Raw genomic sequence first — 20,747 nt, 5'->3', positions numbered from 1 at the left:
GTGACAGACCCCGACACGCGCGAACCGTCCACCGCCGACCGCTTCCAGTTGCTGGTGGAGGCCGTCCAGGACTACGGCATCTTCATGCTCGACCCGGCGGGCCGCGTGATGTCGTGGAACGCGGGAGCCGAACGCATCAAGGGCTACCGTGCCGACGAGGTGATCGGCAAGCACTTCTCGATGTTCTACCCGGAGCCGGCGCGCGCCCGGCATTGGCCCGACCACGAGCTGCGGCAGGCCGCGGCGGTCGGCAAGTACGAGGAAGAAGGCTGGCGCGTCCGCAAGGACGGCACACCGTTCTGGGCCAACGTGGTCATCACCGCGATGCGCGATGCGCACGGCACGCTCACCGGCTTCGGCAAGGTCACGCGCGACCTCACCGAGCGGCGCGCCCACGAAGACGCCCTGCGGCAAAGTGAGGAGCGGTTCCGCCTGCTGATCGAGGGCGTGCGCGACTACGCCATCTACATGCTCGACCCCGACGGCATCATCCAGAGCTGGAACGGCGGGGCCGAAGAGATCAAGGGCTACGCGGCCAGCGAGGTGATCGGCAAGCACTACGGCATGTTCTTCCGGCAGGAGGACGTCCAGGCGGGCCGCCCCGTGCAGGAGCTCAGGGACGCCCTGGCCCACGGCCGGACCGAAGACGAAGGCTGGCGCGTGCGCAAGGACGGCTCGACCTTCTGGGCCAACATCATCGTCACGCCCATCCACGGCGCGGACGGTTCCCTGCTGGGCTTCGCCAAGGTCACGCGCGACATGAGCGAGCGCAGCAGGCTGCGCGAGCTGGAGCATTCCCTGAAACGCATGAACGAGTTCCTCGCCATGCTGGCCCACGAGCTGCGCAACCCGCTCGCGCCCATCCGCAACGCGGTGTCGATCCTGCAGCTGGAAGCCTCGCCCAGCCCCACGCTGCGCACCAGCCGCGACATGATCGACCGGCAGTTGACCCACCTCACGCGGCTGATCGACGACCTGCTGGACGCCGGGCGCTTGACCGGCGGCAAGATCCGCATCAAGCCCGAGCGCGTGTCCTTCAACCACGTGGTGGCCCGGGCCATCGATGTGGCGCGGCCTTCGATGGACGCGCGGGGCCAGGCCTTCGACGTCGACATCCCCGCCGCCAACCTCTGGGTCAACGCCGATGAAATCCGCCTCGCCCAGGTGCTGCAGAACCTGCTGGGCAACGCCTCCAAGTTCACGCCCATCGGCGGCACCATCAAGCTGAGCGCGCGCGTGAACGGTACCCGACTGCGGGTGGAGGTGGCCGACAACGGCGAGGGCATCTCGGCCACGGCCATCCACGATATCTTCGCCCTGTTCTCCCAGGGCGACGGCGTCGCCGCGTCGCGGCAGTCCGGCCTGGGCATCGGGCTGGCGCTGGCGCGCTCCATCGTGGAGATGCACGGGGGCACGATCGCCGCGACCAGCCCCGGGCCGGGCCAGGGCAGCGTCTTTCATTTCGAGTTGCCCGGCGCGTCCATGGACGCGCAGGCCAGCCAGCAGGAAACGCCCTGGCTCCTGGTGGTGGACGACAACCGCGACTCGGCCGACAGCCTCGCAGACCTCCTGCGCATGCTGGGCTGTCGCGTGCGCACCGCCTACGACGGCAAGGCCGCGCTCGAAGCCGCCCGGCAGGACGGCCCCCGCATGGCGTTTCTCGACATCGGCATGCCCGGCAAGAACGGCGCGCAGGTCCTGCAGGAACTGCGTGCCCTGCCCGGTGGCGACACCCTCTTCGCCGCCGCCGTCACGGGGTACGGCGCCGAAGACGAGAAAGCCGGCCGTGCCGATTTCGCCGGCTTTGACGCGCGCCTGCAGAAGCCGGTGGGGCTGTCCGATCTGAGAGAATTGTTGACACGCGCCCACCTGGGGAGCCACCTGCCATGAAATCCGCCCTGCTTCCGTTCGCGCTCGCGCTCGGCGTGGTCACCGCCACCGCCTTCGCCCAGACCCCGCCGCCGGACGCTGCGGCCAGCGACCCCGCCAAGCTGGGCTGGATGGTGGGCGCCCCGCCCCCACCGGAGCGGCAACTGCGCTTCGACGACGGGAGTTATTTCCAGTTTCCCGCGATGCGCTGGAGCGTGTCGAACTTCCGCCAGCTCATGCCCACGGTGAACGTCTCGCGTGGCGTGGGCGCGCCCACGCCGCTGCCGCGCGCGCTGCGCCAGGACATCGACGCCGTGCGCTTCACCCCCCTGGGTGGCGCGGCCACCATGAGCTGGGCCGAATCGCTGGCCGCCAACTACACCGACGGCATCCTGGTGCTGCACCAGGGCCGCGTCGTCTACGAGCGCTACTTCGGGGTGCTGAACGCGCAGGGGCAGCACGGCGCCATGTCGGTGACCAAATCCGTCACCGGCACGCTGGGCGCGATGCTGGTGGCCGAAGGCCGGCTGGACGCGGACAAGCGGGTCGCGGACTACGTGCCCGAGCTGGCGCGATCGGCCTTCGGCAACGCCACCGTGCGGCAGGTGCTCGACATGACCACGGGGCTGAAGTACAGCGAAGACTACGCCGACCCCAACGCGGAAGTCTGGGCCTACTCACAGGCCGGCAACCCGCTGCCCAAGCCGAAGGACTACACCGGCCCGCGCAGCTACTACGAGTACCTGCAGACGGTGCAACCCGAGGGCCGGCACGGCGCGGCCTTCGCCTACAAGACCGTCAACTCCGATGCCCTGGGTTGGGTCATCGCGCGCGTCACCGGGCGCAACGTGGCCGAGCTGCTGTCCGAGCGCATCTGGAGCCGGCTGGGCGCGGAGCAAGACGCCTACCTGACCGTGGACGCCACCGGCACCCCCTTCGCCGGCGGCGGACTCAACACCGGCCTGCGCGACCTCGCGCGCTTTGGCGAGATGCTGCGCCAGAACGGCCGCTTCAACGGCCAGCAGATCATCCCCAAGGCCGTGGTGGACGACATCCGGCGCGGCGGCAGCCGCGAGGCCTTCGCCCAGGCCGGCTACAGCCTGCTGCCCGGCTGGAGCTACCGCAACATGTGGTGGGTCACCCACCAGCCCGACAGCGCCTTCATGGCGCGCGGCGTGCACGGCCAGCGCATCTACGTGAACCCGCAGGCCGGCGTGGTGATCGTGCGCTACGCCTCGCACCCGGTGGCGAGCAATGCCGCCAACGACCCGACCACGCTGCCCGCCTTCGACGCGGTGGCGCGACACCTCATGCGCCGGCCGCGCTGACGCCGGCCACCCTCGCGAACTCAGGCCGGCACGTAGGTCAACCGAAGCACGTCCTCGCCCATGGGCTCGTGACTCACCAGGCGCAGCGGCGGCCGGGGCCCGGCGAAATAGGGCTGACCCTGCCCCAGCACCACGGGGTGCAGGTAGATGCGGTACTCGTCGATCAGGCCCAGCTCGGTGAGGCGCTTCGCCAGGTTCGGGCCCGCCACCTCGATCTCGCCATCGTGCCCGGCCTTCAGCGCGCGGATCGCGCCCTCCAGGTCATCCCCCACCAGCGTGGCGTTGGGACCGACCGACTTCAGCGTGCGCGAAACCACCCACTTTGGCTGCCGGCGCCACGCCGCCGCGAAGGCGCGTTCCTCGTCACTCCATTCCGGATGCTCGTCGTCCCAGTAGCGCATGATCTCGTACATCACGCGACCGTAGACGCTGCCCGTCTGCCCCTGGGCCTGCTCGATGAAATGGCGAAAGAGCATGGGACCTGGTGCGAACCCCATGTGATCGACGTAGCCGTCCAGGGACTGGTTCATGCCGAACACGAGCTTGGCCATGGCGTTTCCTTTCTGGTGCAAGGGGCCGCCGCCAACATGGGCGCCCCACCCTCACGACGAACGGGCCAGGCGCTTTCGACATCCGGGGAGCGGCCAGCGCCCACCGAGTGTCCGGTCACTGCGGCGTGAGCCGCTCCAGACCGCCCAGGTAAGGCCGCAGCACCTCGGGCACGGTCACGCTGCCGTCGGCGTTCTGGAAGTTCTCCAGCACCGCCACCAGCGTGCGGCCCACCGCCAGGCCCGAGCCGTTGAGCGTGTGCACCAGTTCGTTCTTGCCCTGTGCGTTCTTGAAGCGCGCCTGCAGGCGCCGCGCCTGGAAGGCTTCGCAGTTGGACACCGAGCTGATCTCGCGGTAGGTGCCCTGCGCGGGCACCCACACCTCCAGATCGTGCGTGCGGGTCGAGCCGAAGCCCATGTCGCCGGTGCACAACACGATCACACGGTAGGGCAGGCCCAGCTTCTGCAGCACGGCCTCGGCGTGGCCGGTCATCGCGTCCAGCGCCTCGTAGCTCTTCTCGGGGTGCACGATCTGCACCATCTCGACCTTGTCGAACTGGTGCTGGCGGATCATGCCGCGCGTGTCGCGCCCGGCGCTGCCGGCCTCGGAGCGGAAGCAGGGCGTGTGCGCGGTCAGGCGGATCGGCAGGTCGGCCTCGGCCAGCACCGTGTCGCGCACGGTGTTGGTCAGCGTGATTTCACTGGTGGAGATGAGGTAGAGCGCCTGCGTGTCCGGCACCTCCTCGCCGTCCTGGCCGCCCTTCTTCACGGCGAACATGTCGCCCTCGAACTTGGGCAACTGCCCGGTGCCCAGCAGGGTCTCGGCGTTGACAATGTAGGGCGTGTAGCACTCGGTATAGCCGTGCTCCTGCGTCTGCACGTCGAGCATGAACTGCGCGAGCGCGCGGTGCAGGCGGGCAATGGGGCCGCGCATGAAGGTGAAGCGCGCACCGGCAAGCTTGGTGCCGGTCTCGAAGTCCAGCCCGAGCTTTTCGCCGATGTCGACGTGGTCGCGCAGCTCGAAGTCGAACGTGCGGGGGGTGCCCCAGCGGCGGAGCTCTACGTTGCCGCTTTCGTCCTCGCCCACCGGCACGCTCTCGTGCGGCAGGTTGGGCACGGCCAGCAGCAGGTTCTGCAGCTCGGCCTGGATCACCTCCAGCCGCGTGGCCGAGGCTTCCAGCTCGGCCTTGAACGCCGCCACCTGGGCCATGGCCGCGTCGGCCTCGGCGTGCTGGCCCTTGCCCTTGAGCATGCCGATCTGCTTGGACAGCGTGTTGCGCTGGCTCTGCAAGTCCTCGGTGCGGGTCTGCAGCGCCTTGCGCTCGGACTCCAGCGCCTGGTAGGCGGGCACATCCAGGTAGGGCTGCGGCTGCTTGCGGGTCTGCAGGCGCGCCACGACCCCGTCGAGGTCTTTTCTCAGTTGAACGATGTCTAGCATGCGGCGATTGTAGTTTTGCGCCCTGGCCGGGCGCGGCGGGCGCGCCTCAGCGCAGGTGTTCCAGCGGCTTGGTGTCTTCGCCGTCGATCTTCAGGCCTTTGGGCAGCGGGAACTTGATGGTCTCGGTCAGGCCGTCCATCGTGCGCACCGAGATGGCGCCCAGCGCCTTGATGCGCTCGATCACCTGGCGCACCAGGATCTCGGGCGCCGAGGCTCCCGCCGTCAGGCCCACGCGGCTTTTGCCTTCGAACCACTCGGCCTGGATCTCGTCGGCGCTGTCCACCATGTGGCTGGGCGTGCCCAGCTTCACCGCCAGCTCGCGCAGGCGGTTGCTGTTGGAGCTGGTGGGGCTGCCCACCACGATCACGATGTCCACCTGCGGGCTCAGCAGCTTGACCGCGTCCTGCCGGTTCTGCGTGGCGTAGCAAATGTCCTGCTGCTTGGGTTCGCGCACGCTGGGAAAGCGCGCCTTCACGGCGGCGAGGATCTCCGCCGCGTCGTCCACCGACAGCGTGGTCTGCGTGACCACGGCGAGCTTCTCGGTCTGCGCGGGCGCGGCGCGGGCCACGTCGGCCACGTCTTCCACCAGGTGGATGCCGCTGTCGAGCTGGCCCATGGTGCCTTCCACCTCGGGGTGGCCCTTGTGGCCGATCATGATGAACTCGTAGCCCTCGCGGTGCAGCTTGGCCACCTCCACGTGCACCTTGGTCACCAGGGGGCAGGTGGCGTCGAAGATCTGGAAGCCGCGCTGCCTGGCTTCCTCCTGGATCGCCTTGCTCACGCCGTGCGCCGAAAACACCAGCGTGGCGCCAGGCGGCACGTCGGACAGCTCTTCAATGAAGATCGCGCCCTTGGACTTGAGGTCGTTGACCACGTAGGTGTTGTGCACGATCTCGTGGCGCACGTAGATCGGCCGGCCGAACTTGACCAGCGCGCGCTCGACGATCTCGATCGCGCGGTCCACGCCGGCGCAGAAGCCACGCGGCTCGGCCATGATGATTTCGGGTGAATCGCCCATCACAGCACCCCGATCAGTTGCACTTCGAAGCGCACCGGCTGGCCCGCCAGTGGGTGGTTGAAGTCGAACAGCACCGCGCCGTCCTCGCGCACCTGAACGGCCGCGCCCGCGTAGCTGCCCAGGCCATCGGGCGTGGGGAACTGCACCACGTCGCCCGCCGCGTATTGCTCGTGGGGATCGCCCAGCTCGTTGAGCAGCTTGCGCGCCACCCACTGCACCATGTCCGGCTGGCGATCGCCGAAGGCCTCGCCCGCGGCGAGTTCGATCACCGTGCGCGTGCCCTCCTCCAGCCCGATCAGGCGCTGCTCGATCGCGGGCGAGAGTTCGCCCGCGCCCAGGCTGAGCGTGGCGGGCTTGCCTTCGAAGGTGTCAATGATCACCTGCCCCTGCGCACCGGACATGCGGTAGTGCAGGGTCAGGAAGGAACCTTCTTGGACTTGGGGCATAGGCGGGGGGGTATGTCAGTAAAAAGTATGCGAAAAAGGCGGCTGGGGGCCGACACAGCCCCTATTGTAAAAACCCCACCCAATCAGGAAGGACCGCCCATGAATGGCCTGTCAATCAATGGCGTCAAGCACTGGCCGCGCGAATCACGCCCCCGCGAAAAGCTGCTCGCCCGAGGCCCCAACGCGCTGAGCGATGTCGAGTTGCTCGCCCTGCTGCTGCGCACCGGCATCACCGGCAAGGACGTGCTGCAGCTGGCCCATGAACTGCTGAACCGTTTTGGCGGCATCAGAGGCCTGCTGGACGCCGGTGCCGACTCCCTCAAGCAGATCAAGGGGCTGGGGCCCGCCAAACGCGCGGAAGTGGTCGCGGTGCTGGAGATTGCGCGCCGCGCGCTGACCGAGAAGCTGGAGAAACGACCCGTCTTCGAGAGCCCCAAGGCAGCGCGGGAATACCTTCAGCTGCAGCTGGGCGCACGGCCCCATGAAGTGTTCGCCGTGATGTTCCTGGACAGCCAGAACCGCCTGATCGCGATGGAAGACATGTTCCGGGGCACGCTCTCCCAGGCGACCGTGTACCCGCGCGAGATCGTGGTGCGCGCCCTGCACCACCACGCCTCAGCCGTGGTGCTGGCACACAACCACCCCAGCGGCAACGCCGAGCCCTCGCTGGCCGACATCGAGCTCACCCGCACCGTGCTCACCGCCCTGGCCCTGGTGGACGTGCGCGTGCTGGACCATTTCGTGGTCACGCGGGAGCACGCCGTTTCCATGGCCCAGGAAGGCCTGATGTAAACCCCGCGCCGGACAGCGGCGGTCTGGCCGGGCGACAATTCCGGCCATGAAAGTCCACACGCTGGCCGAGTTGAAGGCGTTCAAGCGGGCCATGGCCGAACGCGCGGCGGCCGAGGCCCAGCGGCGCGAGGCCGAGCGGCTGGCCACGCTGCGCCGCGAGCGCGAGCACCGGCTGTTCGAGCTGGCGGTGGGCCCGGTGCAACGCCTGCCCCACCGGGGCCACATCGAGCCGCGCCCAGTGCCGGTGGACCCCTTGCCCCTGCAGCGCCAGCGCGACGAAGCCTCGGTGATGCGCGAGGCGCTGTCGGATGAGTTCGATGTCGAGACCCTGCTGCACACCGACGAGTTGCTGAGTTACCGCCGCCCGGGCCTGGGGCCGGAGATCGTGCGCAAGCTGCGCGAGGGCCGCTGGAGCATCCAGCGCCAGATCGACCTGCATGGCCTGCGCACCGACGAAGCCCGCGAGGCCCTGGGCCGTTTCATCCGCGAGGCCCACCTGGCCGGCCTGCGCTGCGTGCGCGTGGTGCATGGCAAGGGCCTGGGCTCACCCGGGCGCACCCCGGTGCTGAAGAACCGCGTGCTGCGCTGGTTAGTGCAAAAGAAGGAGGTGATCGCCTTCGTGCAGGCGCGCCCGGCCGAGGGCGGGGCCGGCGCGCTGGTGGTGCTGTTGCGCTCGGGTTGACGCAGGTCCATACTGCATGTCCGCTGTTGGAAAGGACTGCATATGCTGAACAACGCTGCAGTGACCACCATGCTCCCCGTCATCGACATGGCGCGGGCCCGTCAGTTCTACGAGGGACGGCTCGGGCTGACGCCCGGCGGCGCCCGACCGGACGGCAAGTTCGTGTACCAGGTGGGCGGCAGCACCCTGGCGCTGTTCCCCAAACCCGAAGGCACGAAAGCCGAGCACACGGCGATCAGCTTCCAGGTGGCGGACATCGCGGCCACCATCGCGAAGCTGAAACAGACCGGCGTGGTGTTCGAGGACTATGACTTTCCGGACTTCAAGACCGTGAACCACGTGTGCGTGCTCGGTGCCGAGAAGGCAGCGTGGTTCAAGGACACCGAAGGCAACTACCTCTGCCTGCACGAGGACATCGCGAGCCCCTAGCCCGGCGAGTTCCGCATCCAGTCGGCAGTCTGGAAGAAGCTGGTCTTGAGCCGCTCGCGCAGCGCCGCGTCCACGCCGGCCTCGCCCATCGCCTGGTCCATGCAGGCCAGCCACTGGTCGCGCTCGATGATGCCAATGGCGAACGGCATGTGCCGCATGCGCAGGCGCGGGTGGCCGAAGCGATCGGTGTAGTGCTGCGGTCCACCCAGCCAGCCGCAGAGAAACCAGAACAGTTTCTGGCGCGCGCTCTCCAGCGTGCTGCCGTGCGCCGCGCGCAGTTCGCGGTAGCGCGGCTCGATGTCCATGAGGTCGTAGAAGCGGTCGACGAGTGCGCGCACCTTGTCCTCGCCGCCGATCCAGTCGAAGGGCGTGGCGTGCTGCGTGGGCTCCTGGGGTTGAATGAGATCGCTCATGCCGGTGTTCAGACAGCTGCCTTGCGCAAGGTTTCCACCACGGGCGTGCGCAGCACGCTGCGCAGCCCCCACCAGCCCGCCAGCAAAGCCAGCAAGGCACCGGCGACGGCACCGCCCAGCGGCACCCAGGGCGAAGCCGTCCACGAAAACTGGAACACGAAACGGGCCAAGGCCCAGCCCACCGCGACCGCCACGGCCGAGGCCAGGAAACCCGCCAACAGGCCCACGCCGAGCAGCTCGATGCGCTGCACCTGGCGCAGCAGCTTCGAGCCCGCGCCCACGGCGCGCAGGATGGCGAACTCGCGCTCGCGCTCGCCGCGCGTGGCGGTGACGGCCGAGAGCAGCACGACCAGGCCGGCCGCGAGCGTGAAGGCGAACAGGAACTCCACCGCGCTGATGACCTGGCCCAGCACGCGCTGCACCTGCGCGATGGTCTGGCTCATGTCGACGTTGGTGATGTTGGGAAACTGGCGCACCAGCCCGTTGTCGAAACCGTTCGTGGGTTCGGGTGCGCGGAACGCGCTGATGTAGCTCAGCGGCACATCGGGCACCTGGGCCACCGGGAACACGACGAAGAAGTTCACCCGCATCGAGCCCCAGTCCACCTTGCGCAGGCTGGTGATGCGGCCTTCGGTCACCTGGCCTGCGATGTCGAAGCCCAGGCGGTCGCCGAGCTTGAGGCCGAGTTCTTCGGCCAGGCCTTCTTCCACGCTCAGCGCATCGGGTTCGTTGTCGGTCCAGCGGCCTGCCACCACGGGGTTGTGCTCGGGCACGGTGGCGGAGTTGGAGAGGTTGAACTCGCGGTCCACCAGGCGCTGCGCGCGGTCTTCGGTGAAGTCTTCCGGCACCACGGCCTTGCCGTTGATGGTGACCAGCCGGCCCCGGATCATGGGGTACCAGTCGTAGCGCTGCACCCCGGCCTGCCGCAGCGCCTGCTGGAACGCCTCGCCCTGGTCGGGCTGCACGTTGATGACGAAGCGGTTGGGCGCGTCGGGTGGCGTGGCGTTGCGCCAGCTGGAGATGAGGTCGGTGCGCAGCAGCACCAGCAGCACCAGGGCCAGCAGGCCGACGGCAAGCGCGCTGATTTGCACCACGGCATAGGCCGGGCGCGCCGAGAGCTGGCGCGTGGCCATGACCAGCGCACGCGGCGCGGTGGCTTCGTTCACACTGGCGCGCAGCACGCGCACCGCCGCGTAGCTGGCGGCGGCGAACAGCAGCACCGCGCCCGCGAAACCGCCCACGGCGATGGCGCCCAGCAGCAGATCGCGGCTGGCCGCGAGCAGCAGCGCGGCAAAACCGGCCACGCCCAGGCCCAGCACAGCCAGGGTGGCGGGCTTGAGCTGGCCCACATCGCGGCGGATCACGCGCAGCGGCGGCACCTGGGCCAGCTGCAGCACCGGCGGCAGGCCGAAGGCCATCATGAGCGTGAGGCCCATGCCCAGGCCGAGCAGCACCGGCGCGATGCTGGGCGCGGGCAGGCTGGCTTCGACCAGGCCGGCCAGCAGCAGCACGAAGGCGTGGTGCACCGCGTAGCCGATGGCCACGCCCAGGGCGCTGGCGAACAGGCCGATGAGCGCGAATTCGAGCGTGTAGGCGCGCGCCATGGTGCCTTGCGAGAGGCCGAGCACGCGCAGCATGGCGCAGTCGTCCAGGTGGCGCTGGGCGAAGCCGCGCGCGGCGATCGCCACGGCCACGGCGCACAGCAGCGCGGCCAGCAGGGCCACGAGGTTGAGGAACTTTTCGGCGCGCCCCAGCGTCTGCTGCATCTCGGGCCGGCCGCCTTCAAGCGACTCCAGCCGCATGCCGCGCACGTCGGGCTGCTCCATGGCCTTCGTGGCCCAGTTGCTGAAATCGGCCACGCGGGCCTCGTTGCCGATCACGGCCAGGCGGTAGGTCAGGCGGCTGGCGGGCTGCACCAGGCCGGTGGCGGGCAGGTCGGCCGCGTTGAGCATGACGCGCGGCGCGAAGCTCATGAAGCCCGCGCCCCGGTCGGGCTCGACCGTGATGAGGCGCGCGATGGTGAGCGCCGAGTCGCCCAGCAGCAGCGTGTGGCCCATCTTCAGGTCGAGCGCGACCAGCAGGGCTTCGTCCACCCACACAGTGCCGGGGGCGGGAATCTCGCGGGTGGCGCTGTCGGGCCCACCCTGGGCCTCGGCCACGCGCAGGCTGCCGCGCAGCGGGTAGCCCTCACCCACGGCCTTGAGCGCCACCAGGCGCGCGGCGCCGCCTTCTTCTTCGCGCGCGCGGCCCATGGTGGGAAAGCCCAGCGTCTGCGTGGTGGTCAGGCCCAGTTCGCGCGCCCGGGCCTCGAACGAGGGCGGCGGCACGTGGTCGCTGCTGATCACCGCGTCGCCGCCGAGCAGCGCGCTGGCGTCGCGCGTGAGGCCGCCCTGCAAGCGGTCGGCGAAGAAACCCACCGCCGTGAGCGCGGCCACCGCGAGGGTGACGGCCAGCATCAGCAGGCGCAGTTCGCCGGCGCGCCAGTCGCGCACCAGGGAAGACCAGCCCAGAGTCCAGAAACGGATGGGCAAGGAAGGAGGGGGCTGTGTCATGGTGCGGGGTTCGAGCGCGCGCGGCCCGACTGGTTCACTTGGTGCCGAAAATTCGGTCGCCCGCGTCGCCCAGGCCCGGGACGATGTAGCCGTGTTCGTTCAGACCCCGGTCCACGGCGGGGGTGTAGACCGGCACGTCGGGGTGGGCGTCGTGGAAGGTCTTGAGACCTTCGGGGCAGGTCACCAGGCAGACGAAGCGGATCGAGCGCGGGTTCGTCTTCTTGAGCCGGTCCACCGCGCTCACGGCGGAGTTGCCGGTGGCGAGCATGGGGTCGAGCACGATCACGTCGCGCTCGTGCATGTCGTGCGGCATCTTGAAGTAGTACTCCACCGCCTTGAGCGTGGCGGGGTCTCGGTACAGGCCGATGTGGCCGACGCGCGCGCCCGGGATCACCTGCAGCATGCCGTCCAGGAAACCATTGCCCGCACGCAGGATGGAGGCCAACACGACCTTCTTGCCGTCGATGACGCGCGAGGTCATCTTCTCCAGCGGAGTCTCGATCTCGATCTCCTGCATCGGCATGTCGCGCGTGATCTCGTAAGCGAGCAGGGCACTCAACTCGTGCACCAGCTCGCGAAAGCTCTTGGTGCTGGTGTCCTTGCGGCGCATGAGGGTGAGCTTGTGCTGCACCAGGGGGTGGTCAATGACGTGGACGGCTCGGCTCATGGGGGGGTCTCTCGGAGGGGGTGATCCGAGTTTATGCCCGAACGCGCGGGCGCAGCCGCGTCAAGACGCGGGGGCGGCGCGCTCACGGGCCACGGGCGCTGCCGGCGGCACCGCGTCCAGCACCAGGCGCTGGGGGTTGGCGTAACACAGGAAGCGCTGGTTGGTGGCGCGGCCGATGGCGCACAGGCCCACACGCAAGGCCACGTCCAGCCCCATCTGCGTGATGCCGCTGCGCGAGACCACCACCGCCACACCCATCTGGGCCGACTTGATCACCATCTCGCTGGTGAGCCGGCCGGTGGTGTAGAAGATCTTCTCGCCGGTGGGTTCATCCGATTGCAGCGCCATCCAGCCCGCGATCGTGTCCACCGCGTTGTGGCGGCCCACGTCTTCCACGAACAGCTGCAGCTCCTGCCCGTGAAACAGCGCGCAGGCGTGCACCGAGCCGGCCGACTTGTAGGTGCTCTCCTTGAGCCGGATCGCGTTGACGATGGCGTAGAGCTGCGACTGCGTCAGCCCGGCCTCGTCGGGCAGGCGGATGCGATCGATCTCGTCCATGAGGTTGCCGAACACGCTGCCCTGGCCGCAGCCGGTGGTGACCACGCGTTTGGAGGTACGCTCCTCGATGCGGTCGATGCCATGGCGGGTCTTGACCGACGCGGCGTTCACGTCCCAGTCCACGGTGATGGATTCGACCTCCTCCACCGAGGCGATGAGCCGCTGGTTGAGCAGATAGCCCAGCACCAGCCATTCGGGTTGCGCGCCCAGCGTCATGAGCGTGACCAGCTCGCGCTTGTCCACGTAGACCGTGAGGTCGCGCTCGGCGGGGATGGAGATGGTCTCGCGCGCGCCATGCTCGTTCATGACCTCGACTTCACGGGTCAGCGGCGCACGCGCCTGGGTCAGTTGGGGCAACAGGGGCATGGGCGAAGACTACCGCATGAAAAGGGCCGCCACCCGAGGGTGCGGCCCATGGCAAGACAGGGAAAGCGGTTTATTTCTTGGCCGGCATCGTCGCTGCGGCCGGTGCATTGGAACTCGGCGGCGCCTTGGCGGTTTCCGGCGGCGAGTGCGCACCCGAAGCCTCGATTGGTTTCGGTGCGGTGTAGGCGAAGGGGCCCGGGTCGGTGCAGGCCGGGGCGTTGGCCGTCGCGGGGGGCACGCTCTTGCCGGTAGCCGCCGCGGTCTTGAAATAGTTGGCGGCGGCCTTGTCCATGGAGACACACAGCTTGTAGCCGTCGGCCTTGGCGGCCCAGGCCGTCTTGGCCGCCGCTTCGGCGGCCTTGGCCTTGGCCTCTTCCGTCGGTGGCGGGGGCGCGGGCAGCTTGGCGTGGGCCGTTGCGGCCAGCAGCAGGGTCAGGCACAGGAGGCTGCGTTTCATGGGTTGTCCTCGTTGTCTCGTTGTGTTCAGGCCTTGACGGCGCGCGAGGCCTCGGCCGCGCTGGCTGCGTCCACCGGGCCCGCCGTGCGTTGCGCGGGGATCTTGCCGGCCTTGATGTCGTCGTACCAGAGTTCGTGGTGTTCCCTGGCCCAGGTCTCGTCCACGTAGCCGGTCTTCATGGCCTTGTAGGCGCCCTTCATGCCGATGGTGCCGAGGTAGATGTGGCCCATGAACAGCGCCATCATCAGCACCGCGGCGCTGGCGTGGATCATGTGCGCAATCTGCATGTTGCCGCGCGTGTAGTCCACCGAGGGCAGCAGCTTGTCCAGGAACAGGCCCGAGCCCACCACGATCAGACCGAAGAAGAACACACCGGCCCAGAACACCACCTTCTCGCCCGCGTTGAACCGGTGCGACGGCACTTCCTGGCCGCTGAACAGGCCACCGCCCTTGAGCAGCCAGGTGATGTCTTCCTTGGCCGGCAGGTTGTCCTTGATGAAGGTGAGGATCACCACCACCAGCGACACCGCGAACAGCGGCCCGGCGAAGTTGTGCAGGTTCTTCAGCGCGTAGGTCAGCCAGCCGAACAGCGTGCTGCCGATGATGGGCAGCAGAAAGAACTTGCCGAAGGCCATGATGATGCCGGAGACCGCCAGCGCCACGAAGGCGATGGCGTTGACCCAGTGCGCGGCGCGCTCGAAGTAGGTGAAGCGCTCGATCACGCGGCCGGTGGGCTGGCCGTGCACGGGGATGGCGCCCTTGGCGAAATAGAACAGTGCGATGGCCACCGCGACGATGAGCAGCACCGAACCGCCATAGGGAATGATCCACTGGTTGCGCACTTGCCGCCAGGCTTCACCCGCGTTGGTCAGGCGCGCGCCGGGGTAATTCACGAACGGCTGGATCAGGTTGCCGGCCTCGGGGTACGGCAGGCTGGAATAGCCGGTCACGCCCTTGCCCACGTCGCGCCACATCGGCGCGTTGTTGCCGGGCTGCACCTGGCCGCGTTCGGCGTTGGTCTGCTCGGGGTACTTCGGGTCCTTGTTCGCGTCGGGCGCGATCTCGAAGATGTTGGCGCCCTTGATGCCACCCATCTGGCCACTGGCCGGTGCGGCCGCGCCGGCGGGCGCCGGGTCTTCCTGCGGTGGCTCCACCTTGAGCGTCTGGGCATTGGCCCAGGCGGCGCTCAGCGCCAGCAGCGCCATGCACCACGCCTTGGGCGACGCCAGGTGGCGCAGGCCTTGAGTCAGGAGGCTGTACATGGTGGGGGCCTCAGGGTTTGTTGCCGCCCATGCGGGTGTAGTCGTTCTGGCCGTACTGCGCGCGCGTCTTGAGCTGCTGCTCCCAGCTGGTCTTGTCGCCCGCCTTCCAGTTGGTGTTGGCGTACTGGCTGCTGCCCACGCCCTGGTACGGCGCGCTGTCCTGCTTGACGCCGGCCGCGTTCATTTCCTGCGGCTTCTCGCCGCAGGCGGTGAGCGCGAGCAAGGCGGCGGCCACGGTGGTGGTGAGTGCGAAGCGGCGCATCATGACTTGGTCCCTTGTGCGGTGCCGTAGGCGGTGCCCCAGCCCCAGACTTCGGCGCCCTTGCCCCGCTGCAGCACGCGGTTGCGGAAGATGTCCGCCACCACGTCGCCGTCACCGGCGAGCAAGGCCTTGGTCGAGCACATCTCGGCGCAGGCCGGCAGCTTGCCTTCGGCCAGGCGGTTGCGGCCATACTTCTCGAACTCGCTCTGGCTGCCGTGGGCCTCGGGGCCGCCGGCGCAGAAGGTGCACTTGTCCATCTTGCCGCGCACGCCGAAGGTGCCCTGCGAAGGGAACTGCGGCGCGCCGAACGGGCAGGCGTAGGAGCAGTAGCCGCAGCCGATGCAGACGTCCTTGTCGTGCAGCACCACGCCCTCGTCGGTGCGGTAGAAGCAGTTGACCGGGCAGACCGCCATGCAGGGCGCGTCGCTGCAGTGCATGCAGGCCACCGAGATCGACTTCTCGCCCGGAATGCCGTCGTTGAGCGTGACCACGCGGCGGCGGTTCACGCCCCAGGGCACCTCGTGCTCGTTCTTGCAGGCGGTGACGCAGCCGTTGCATTCGATGCAGCGTTCGGCGTCACAGATGAATTTCATTCGTGCCATGTGGTGCTCCTGGTCTTATGCTTTTTCGACGTTGCAGATCGTGGTCTTGGTTTCCTGCATCATCGTGACGATGTCGTAACCGTAGGTCGTGCCGGTGTTGACGGCCTCGCCGCGCACCACAGGGAAGGCGCCGTCGGGGTAGTAGGGCTTCATGTCCACGCCCTGCCAGCGCCCCGAGAAGTGGAACGGCAGCCACACCGTGTCAGGCCCCACGCGCTCGGTCACCAGCGCCTGCACGTTCAGGCGCGCGCCGGTCGGGGTGTTGACCCACACGCGCTCGCCGTTGCGCACACCGCGCTCGGCCGCCGCCTTCGGGTTGATCTCGACGAACATCTCCTGCTGCAGCTCGGCCAGCCAGGGGTTGGAACGCGTTTCCTCGCCACCGCCCTCGTACTCGACCAGGCGGCCCGAGGTCATGATGAGCGGGAATTTCTCATGCATCTTGTCGTCCACGTTTTTCTGCTGGAGCGACTTGTACAGGATGGGCAGGCGCCAGCGGGTTTTCTGGTCGTCGTGGCTGGGGTACTTGGCAATCAGGTCGGGGCGCGTGCCGTAGATCGGCTCGCGGTGCTGCGGCACGGCGTCGGGGAAGTTCCACACCACGGCGCGCGCCTTGGCGTTGCCGAACGGGTGGCAGCCGTGGGCCATGGCCACGCGGATGATGGCGCCGGTCGGGTCGGTCTTCCAGTTCTTGCCCTCGGCGGCCTTCTGCTCGGCCTCGCTGAGATCGGCCCACCAGCCCAGCTTCTTGAGCAGCACGTGGTCGAACTCGGGGTAGCCGGTGGTGATCTCCGAACCGACCGAGTAGGAACCGTCCTCGGCCAGCAGGGACTTGCCCTCGCGCTCCACACCGAAGTTGGCGCGGAAGTTGCCGCCGCCGTCCATCACGTGCTTGGAGGTGTCGTACAGGTTGGGGGAGCCGGGGTGCTTGATCTGCGGCGTGCCGTAGCAGGGCCAGGGCAGGCCGAAGTAGTCACCGGTCATGTCGTAGCCGGTTTCCTTGTCCACCACCTTGCCCTTGGCCTTGAGCGTCTTCACGTCGAAGGCGTTCATGTTGCGCATGTGGGCCTTGAGGCGCTCCGGGCTCTGGCCGGTGTAGCCGATGGTCCAGACCGACTTGTTGATCTCGCGCAGGATGTCCTCGGGCATGGGCTCGTCCAGGCCCTTGATCTTCTGCATCTTGTAGTTCTTGCTGAGCTCGGTGGCGAAGCCGAGTTTTTCAGCGAACTGGTGCATGATCATGTGGTCGCTGCGGCTCTCCCACAGCGGGTCGATGACCTTCTCGCGCCACTGCAGCGAGCGGTTGGACGCGGTGCAGGAACCGCTGGTCTCGAATTGCGTGGCCGCCGGCAGCAGGTACACCGCGCGGTTCGGGTTGAGGTCTTCGGGCTTGCCGGGCATGGCCGCCATCGACGCCGTGGCCGAGGGGTACGGGTCCACCACCACCAGCAGGTCCAGCTTGTCCATCGCGCGCTTCATCTCCAGACCGCGGGTCTGCGAGTTGGGCGCATGGCCCCAATAGAACACGCCGCGCAGGTTCGGGCCCTGGTCGATCAGCTCGTTGTTTTCGAGCACGCCGTCGATCCAGCGCGAGACCGTGATGCCGGGCTTCTCCATCGTGCCGTCGGCGTACTGTTTCTTGATCCACTCGTAGTCCACGCCCCAGGCGTTGGCGAAGTGGCGCCACGAGCCGGCGGCCAGGCCGTAGTAGCCGGGCAGCGAGTCGGGGTTGGGGCCGACGTCGGTCGCGCCCTGCACGTTGTCGTGGCCGCGGAAGATGTTGGTGCCGCCACCGCTCTTGCCCACGTTGCCCAGCGCCAGCTGCAGGATGCACGAGGCGCGCACCATGGCGTTGCCGATGGTGTGCTGCGTCTGGCCCATGCACCAGACGATGGTGGCCGGCTTGGCTTCGGCCAGCATCTTGGCCACCTTGAACATCTGCTCTTCCTTGACGCCGCAGGCCTCTTCCACGGCCGCAGGGGTCCACTTGGCCATCACGTCGGCCTTGACGGCTTCCATGCCGTAGACGCGGTCGTTGATGTACTGCTTGTCTTCCCAGCCGTTCTTGAAGACGTGGTACAGCACGCCGAAGAGGAAGGGGATGTCGGTGCCGGAGCGGATGCGCACGTACTCGTCGGCCTTGGCCGCGGTGCGGGTGAAGCGCGGGTCCACCACGATCATCTTGCAGCCGGTTTCCTTGGCGTGCAGCATGTGCAGCATGGAGACCGGGTGCGCCTCGGCGGCGTTGGAGCCGATGTACAACGCGCACTTGCTGTTCTGCATGTCGTTGTACGAGTTGGTCATGGCGCCATAGCCCCAGGTGTTCGCCACGCCGGCCACCGTGGTGGAGTGGCAGATGCGCGCCTGGTGGTCGCAGTTGTTGGTGCCCCAGAAGCTCACGAACTTGCGCAACAGGTACGCCTGTTCGTTGCTGTGCTTGGAGGAGCCGATGAAGTACACCGAGTCGGGCCCGCTGGCCTCGCGCAGCTCCTTCATCTTCGCGGTGATCTCGTTGAGCGCGGTGTCCCAGCTGATGCGCTGGTACTTGCCGTTCACCAGCTTCATCGGGTAACGCAGGCGGTACTCGCCGTGGCCGTGCTCGCGCAGCGACGCGCCTTTGGCGCAATGCGCGCCGAGGTTGATGGGGGAGTCGAACACCGGTTCCTGGCGCACCCAGACGCCGTTCTCCACAATGGCGTCGGTCGCGCAGCCCACCGAGCAGTGCGTGCAGACGGTGCGCTTGACCTCGATCTTGCCGGTGCCGTCGATGGACGACTTGCCCGAAGCGGCCTCGGCCTTCTTCACCAGCGTGAGCTGGCTCGCGGCCAGGCCGACGCCTACACCCAGGCCCGAGCGGCGCAGGAAAGCGCGGCGGTCCATGGTGGGCAGGGCCGTCGACAGGCCGCGCTGCAGGCGGTGCACGAAGCCGGACGACGTGGAGGAGGATGCGCGCGAAGCGTGCGCACCCGACGGGGATTTTTTGGTCAGCAACATGGGAGGCGCTCCTGTTCGCTCAGATGCGGGTGGTCTGGTAGTACTGCTTGACGTGATCGCTCAGCGAGTAACCACCGCCCTTGGTCGGCGCCGGCTTGGGCTCGGCCACGGCAGCCGCCTCTTCGGGCGCCATGCGGGGCAACAGGGTGGCCGCGGCGGCCAGGGCGCCCACGGTGGACGCGCCGGCAAACAAGGTGCGGCGCTTCAGGTTCGGACGGCCTTCTTCGGGCGTGGATCGTGGGGACTTGTTCATGCATGTCTCCTGTGGGGTATCGGTCCCGCATCACAACATGCGGGCCTTTTGCATACGTCGAATCTAACCGTCCCCCACCCCCTATGCAAGCCATCCATAAGGCCGCCCTCCGAGTGAAATGCGAGCGGTTCTCATCGCCGCATGTCGCAGCGCAGCATGCTGCCGCGCTTCTGAATTCATAGCCAGAACCGTGCCATGGTGCCGGCGTGGACCACCCCTCGCACGGACCCCGGGGGCTTGCGGGGCAATGCGCTTCGCCGCCTAGGGATAACCCATGGAACGAATCCATTACGCGGTGGCGTGGACCGCCAAACTGTCCATCGGCGACGCGACAAATTGTCGCGACCGCCCTCTCGCGCACGGGATCGGAAATGCGCCAATACCCCACTGATTTCGTAGGCTTACTCCGTAGAATCCTTCGGGGTGGACACCCCCTTTCTTCCCCCCTCGCCCGAAAGAACCCTGGAGGGTTGGCCCGACTGGTCGATCCTGATCGTCGACGACGAACAGGGCATGCTCAACTTCCTCGTCAAGACCCTGGCACCGCGCTGCCATTTCGTGATGAGCGCCTCCAGCGCCGAGGACGGCGCCCAGTGGCTGCGCGGCCACCACGTGGACCTGGTGATCCTCGACATCTCGCTGCCCGGAAAGAGCGGCGTGGTCTGGCTCAAGGAATTGCGCGAACAGGGCTTCACCGGCGAGGTGATCCTGATCACCGCCTTCGCGGACCTGGACACCGCCATCGAAGCGCTGCGCGCGGGCGCGTCGGACTTCATCCTCAAGCCATTCCGCGTGCCGCAGATCCTCAACGCGGTGAAACACTGCTACGAGCGCTCGCGCCTGCGGCGCGAGAACTTCGTGCTGCGCCGCGCGGTCGTCACCAGCGCGCCCGGGCGCGCGGCGCTGGTCGGCGCCTCGCCGGCCATGCAGCATCTGCGCGAGTCGATCGCGCGCGTGGCCCCGGTCAACAGCACCGTGCTGCTGCAGGGCGAGTCTGGCACCGGCAAGGAGCTGGTGGCGCGCGAGCTGCACGCGCTCAGCAGCCGCGCGGGCGGCCCCTTCGTGCCGGTCAACTGCGCAGCGGTCTCGCCCGAGCTGATCGAGAGCGAGCTGTTCGGCCACGCCAAGGGCGCCTTCAGCGGCGCCACGCGCGCGCGCGACGGCCTGTTCCACTACGCGCAGGGCGGCACGCTGTTCCTCGACGAGATCGCCGAGCTGCCGCTGTCCATCCAGGCCACGCTGCTGCGCGCGATCGAGGACCTCAACATCCGACCGGTGGGCAGCGAACAGCTGGTGCCACTGAACCTGCGCATCGTCGCCGCCACCAACCGCCAGCTCAGCGAAGAGGTGGCGGCCGGCCGCTTCCGCAAGGACCTCTATTTCCGATTGCAGGTGGTGGACCTCACGCTGCCGCCGCTGCGCGAGCACAAGGACGACATCGCCGAACTGGTCGCCCACTTCATCGCCCAGCTCGCGCCCTCGCTGGGCGTGGAACCCCTGGCCATCAGCGAACCCGAGATGGACTTCCTGCGCCAGTACGACTGGCCGGGCAACGTGCGCGAACTGCGCAACCTGATCGAGCGCTCGCTGATCCTGGGCAGTCTCAACGTGTCGGCGCTCTACCCCGGCCAGACCCGCCGCCCCGAGGCCAGCAGCGCCACGCCCACCGACCTGCACACGCTGGAGAAGATGCACATCCTCTCGGTGCTCGATTCGGTGCAGGGCGACAAGACGCGCGCCGCGCAACTGCTGGGCGTCTCGCGCCGCACGCTGGAACGCCGCGTGGCCGAATGGGGCGCGACATGACACCG

20 protein-coding genes are annotated in these 20,747 nt (G+C 68.2%); 6 read left to right on the top strand and 14 right to left on the bottom strand.

Annotated elements, in window-relative coordinates:
* Together ACODTB_RS08650 and ACODTB_RS08645 are read left to right on the top strand one after the other, a co-directional pair.
* Positions 1 to 1,890 (top strand): PAS domain-containing hybrid sensor histidine kinase/response regulator, encoded by a 1,890-nt coding sequence (locus tag ACODTB_RS08650; protein ID WP_291115462.1) that lies wholly within the window; start codon positions 1 to 3, stop codon positions 1,888 to 1,890.
* A complete protein-coding gene (locus ACODTB_RS08645; RefSeq protein WP_291115466.1) occupies positions 1,887 to 3,197 on the top strand; it encodes a serine hydrolase domain-containing protein in 1,311 nt (436 codons plus the stop codon). Before ACODTB_RS08650 ends, ACODTB_RS08645 begins: the two co-directional genes overlap by 4 nt.
* Before the next feature lie 20 nt (positions 3,198 to 3,217).
* Here ACODTB_RS08645 and ACODTB_RS08640 read toward each other — a convergent pair whose 3' ends face one another.
* The 4 genes from ACODTB_RS08640 to ACODTB_RS08625 all read right to left on the bottom strand — a co-directional run bounded on the left by ACODTB_RS08640 (position 3,218) and on the right by ACODTB_RS08625 (position 6,647).
* Positions 3,218 to 3,748, bottom strand: coding sequence for a dihydrofolate reductase family protein (locus ACODTB_RS08640; protein WP_291115469.1), 531 nt, complete (start codon positions 3,746 to 3,748; stop codon positions 3,218 to 3,220).
* 115 nt (positions 3,749 to 3,863) lie between these two features.
* On the bottom strand, positions 3,864 to 5,183 hold the full coding sequence (gene serS / locus ACODTB_RS08635; RefSeq protein WP_291115472.1) for a serine--tRNA ligase: 1,320 nt from the start codon (positions 5,181 to 5,183) through the stop codon (positions 3,864 to 3,866).
* Positions 5,184 to 5,229: 46 nt separating this feature from the next.
* Complete coding sequence (gene ispH / locus ACODTB_RS08630; protein WP_291115475.1) at positions 5,230 to 6,201, bottom strand: 4-hydroxy-3-methylbut-2-enyl diphosphate reductase; 972 nt, start codon at positions 6,199 to 6,201, stop codon at positions 5,230 to 5,232.
* On the bottom strand, positions 6,201 to 6,647 hold the full coding sequence (locus ACODTB_RS08625) for an FKBP-type peptidyl-prolyl cis-trans isomerase (RefSeq protein WP_291115478.1): 447 nt from the start codon (positions 6,645 to 6,647) through the stop codon (positions 6,201 to 6,203). Before ACODTB_RS08625 ends, ispH begins: the two co-directional genes overlap by 1 nt.
* A gap of 99 nt (positions 6,648 to 6,746) precedes the next feature.
* Between ACODTB_RS08625 and radC the strand changes: the two genes are divergently transcribed.
* The 3 genes from radC to ACODTB_RS08610 are packed head-to-tail and all read left to right on the top strand — an operon-like array spanning position 6,747 to position 8,550.
* Positions 6,747 to 7,439: a RadC family protein gene (gene radC, locus ACODTB_RS08620; protein WP_291115481.1), complete on the top strand. Its 693-nt coding sequence runs from the start codon at positions 6,747 to 6,749 to the stop codon at positions 7,437 to 7,439.
* 46 nt (positions 7,440 to 7,485) lie between these two features.
* Positions 7,486 to 8,121 (top strand): Smr/MutS family protein, encoded by a 636-nt coding sequence (locus ACODTB_RS08615; protein ID WP_488929250.1) that lies wholly within the window; start codon positions 7,486 to 7,488, stop codon positions 8,119 to 8,121.
* A gap of 42 nt (positions 8,122 to 8,163) precedes the next feature.
* On the top strand, positions 8,164 to 8,550 hold the full coding sequence (locus ACODTB_RS08610) for a VOC family protein (RefSeq protein WP_291115487.1): 387 nt from the start codon (positions 8,164 to 8,166) through the stop codon (positions 8,548 to 8,550).
* Here ACODTB_RS08610 and ACODTB_RS08605 read toward each other — a convergent pair.
* The 10 genes from ACODTB_RS08605 to ACODTB_RS08560 form a co-directional block, all read right to left on the bottom strand.
* Entirely contained in the window at positions 8,547 to 8,963 is a 417-nt protein-coding gene (locus ACODTB_RS08605; RefSeq protein ID WP_291115490.1) for a group II truncated hemoglobin, read from the bottom strand. The genes ACODTB_RS08610 and ACODTB_RS08605 overlap by 4 nt on opposite strands.
* An 8-nt stretch (positions 8,964 to 8,971) precedes the next feature.
* Positions 8,972 to 11,515, bottom strand: a complete 2,544-nt coding sequence (locus ACODTB_RS08600) for an ABC transporter permease (protein ID WP_291115493.1) — start codon at positions 11,513 to 11,515, stop codon at positions 8,972 to 8,974.
* A gap of 34 nt (positions 11,516 to 11,549) precedes the next feature.
* On the bottom strand, positions 11,550 to 12,182 hold the full coding sequence (upp, locus tag ACODTB_RS08595) for a uracil phosphoribosyltransferase (protein ID WP_291115495.1): 633 nt from the start codon (positions 12,180 to 12,182) through the stop codon (positions 11,550 to 11,552).
* 60 nt (positions 12,183 to 12,242) lie between these two features.
* A complete protein-coding gene (locus tag ACODTB_RS08590) occupies positions 12,243 to 13,106 on the bottom strand; it encodes a formate dehydrogenase accessory sulfurtransferase FdhD (RefSeq protein WP_488929249.1) in 864 nt (287 codons plus the stop codon).
* Positions 13,107 to 13,176: 70 nt separating this feature from the next.
* Positions 13,177 to 13,563, bottom strand: coding sequence for a hypothetical protein (locus ACODTB_RS08585; RefSeq protein WP_291115501.1), 387 nt, complete (start codon positions 13,561 to 13,563; stop codon positions 13,177 to 13,179).
* A gap of 26 nt (positions 13,564 to 13,589) precedes the next feature.
* Positions 13,590 to 14,825, bottom strand: coding sequence for a formate dehydrogenase subunit gamma (locus ACODTB_RS08580; RefSeq protein ID WP_291115504.1), 1,236 nt, complete (start codon positions 14,823 to 14,825; stop codon positions 13,590 to 13,592).
* Positions 14,826 to 14,835: 10 nt separating this feature from the next.
* On the bottom strand, positions 14,836 to 15,090 hold the full coding sequence (locus tag ACODTB_RS08575) for a hypothetical protein (protein WP_291115507.1): 255 nt from the start codon (positions 15,088 to 15,090) through the stop codon (positions 14,836 to 14,838).
* On the bottom strand, positions 15,087 to 15,689 hold the full coding sequence (gene fdh3B / locus ACODTB_RS08570; protein WP_291115509.1) for a formate dehydrogenase FDH3 subunit beta: 603 nt from the start codon (positions 15,687 to 15,689) through the stop codon (positions 15,087 to 15,089). Before fdh3B ends, ACODTB_RS08575 begins: the two co-directional genes overlap by 4 nt.
* A gap of 15 nt (positions 15,690 to 15,704) precedes the next feature.
* A complete protein-coding gene (locus ACODTB_RS08565) occupies positions 15,705 to 18,683 on the bottom strand; it encodes a formate dehydrogenase subunit alpha (protein ID WP_291115511.1) in 2,979 nt (992 codons plus the stop codon).
* Between the two features lie 19 nt (positions 18,684 to 18,702).
* Positions 18,703 to 18,936, bottom strand: a complete 234-nt coding sequence (locus tag ACODTB_RS08560; RefSeq protein WP_291115515.1) for a formate dehydrogenase — start codon at positions 18,934 to 18,936, stop codon at positions 18,703 to 18,705.
* A 423-nt stretch (positions 18,937 to 19,359) separates the two neighbouring features.
* Here ACODTB_RS08560 and ACODTB_RS08555 point away from each other — a divergent pair, with 423 nt between their 5' ends.
* Positions 19,360 to 20,742, top strand: a complete 1,383-nt coding sequence (locus ACODTB_RS08555) for a sigma-54-dependent transcriptional regulator (protein WP_291115518.1) — start codon at positions 19,360 to 19,362, stop codon at positions 20,740 to 20,742.
* The last annotated feature ends 5 nt before the right edge of the window (positions 20,743 to 20,747 follow it).

The organism is Hydrogenophaga sp. FG152 (genome assembly GCF_057809615.1).
This window is presented reverse-complemented; position numbering and strand designations above follow the sequence as displayed.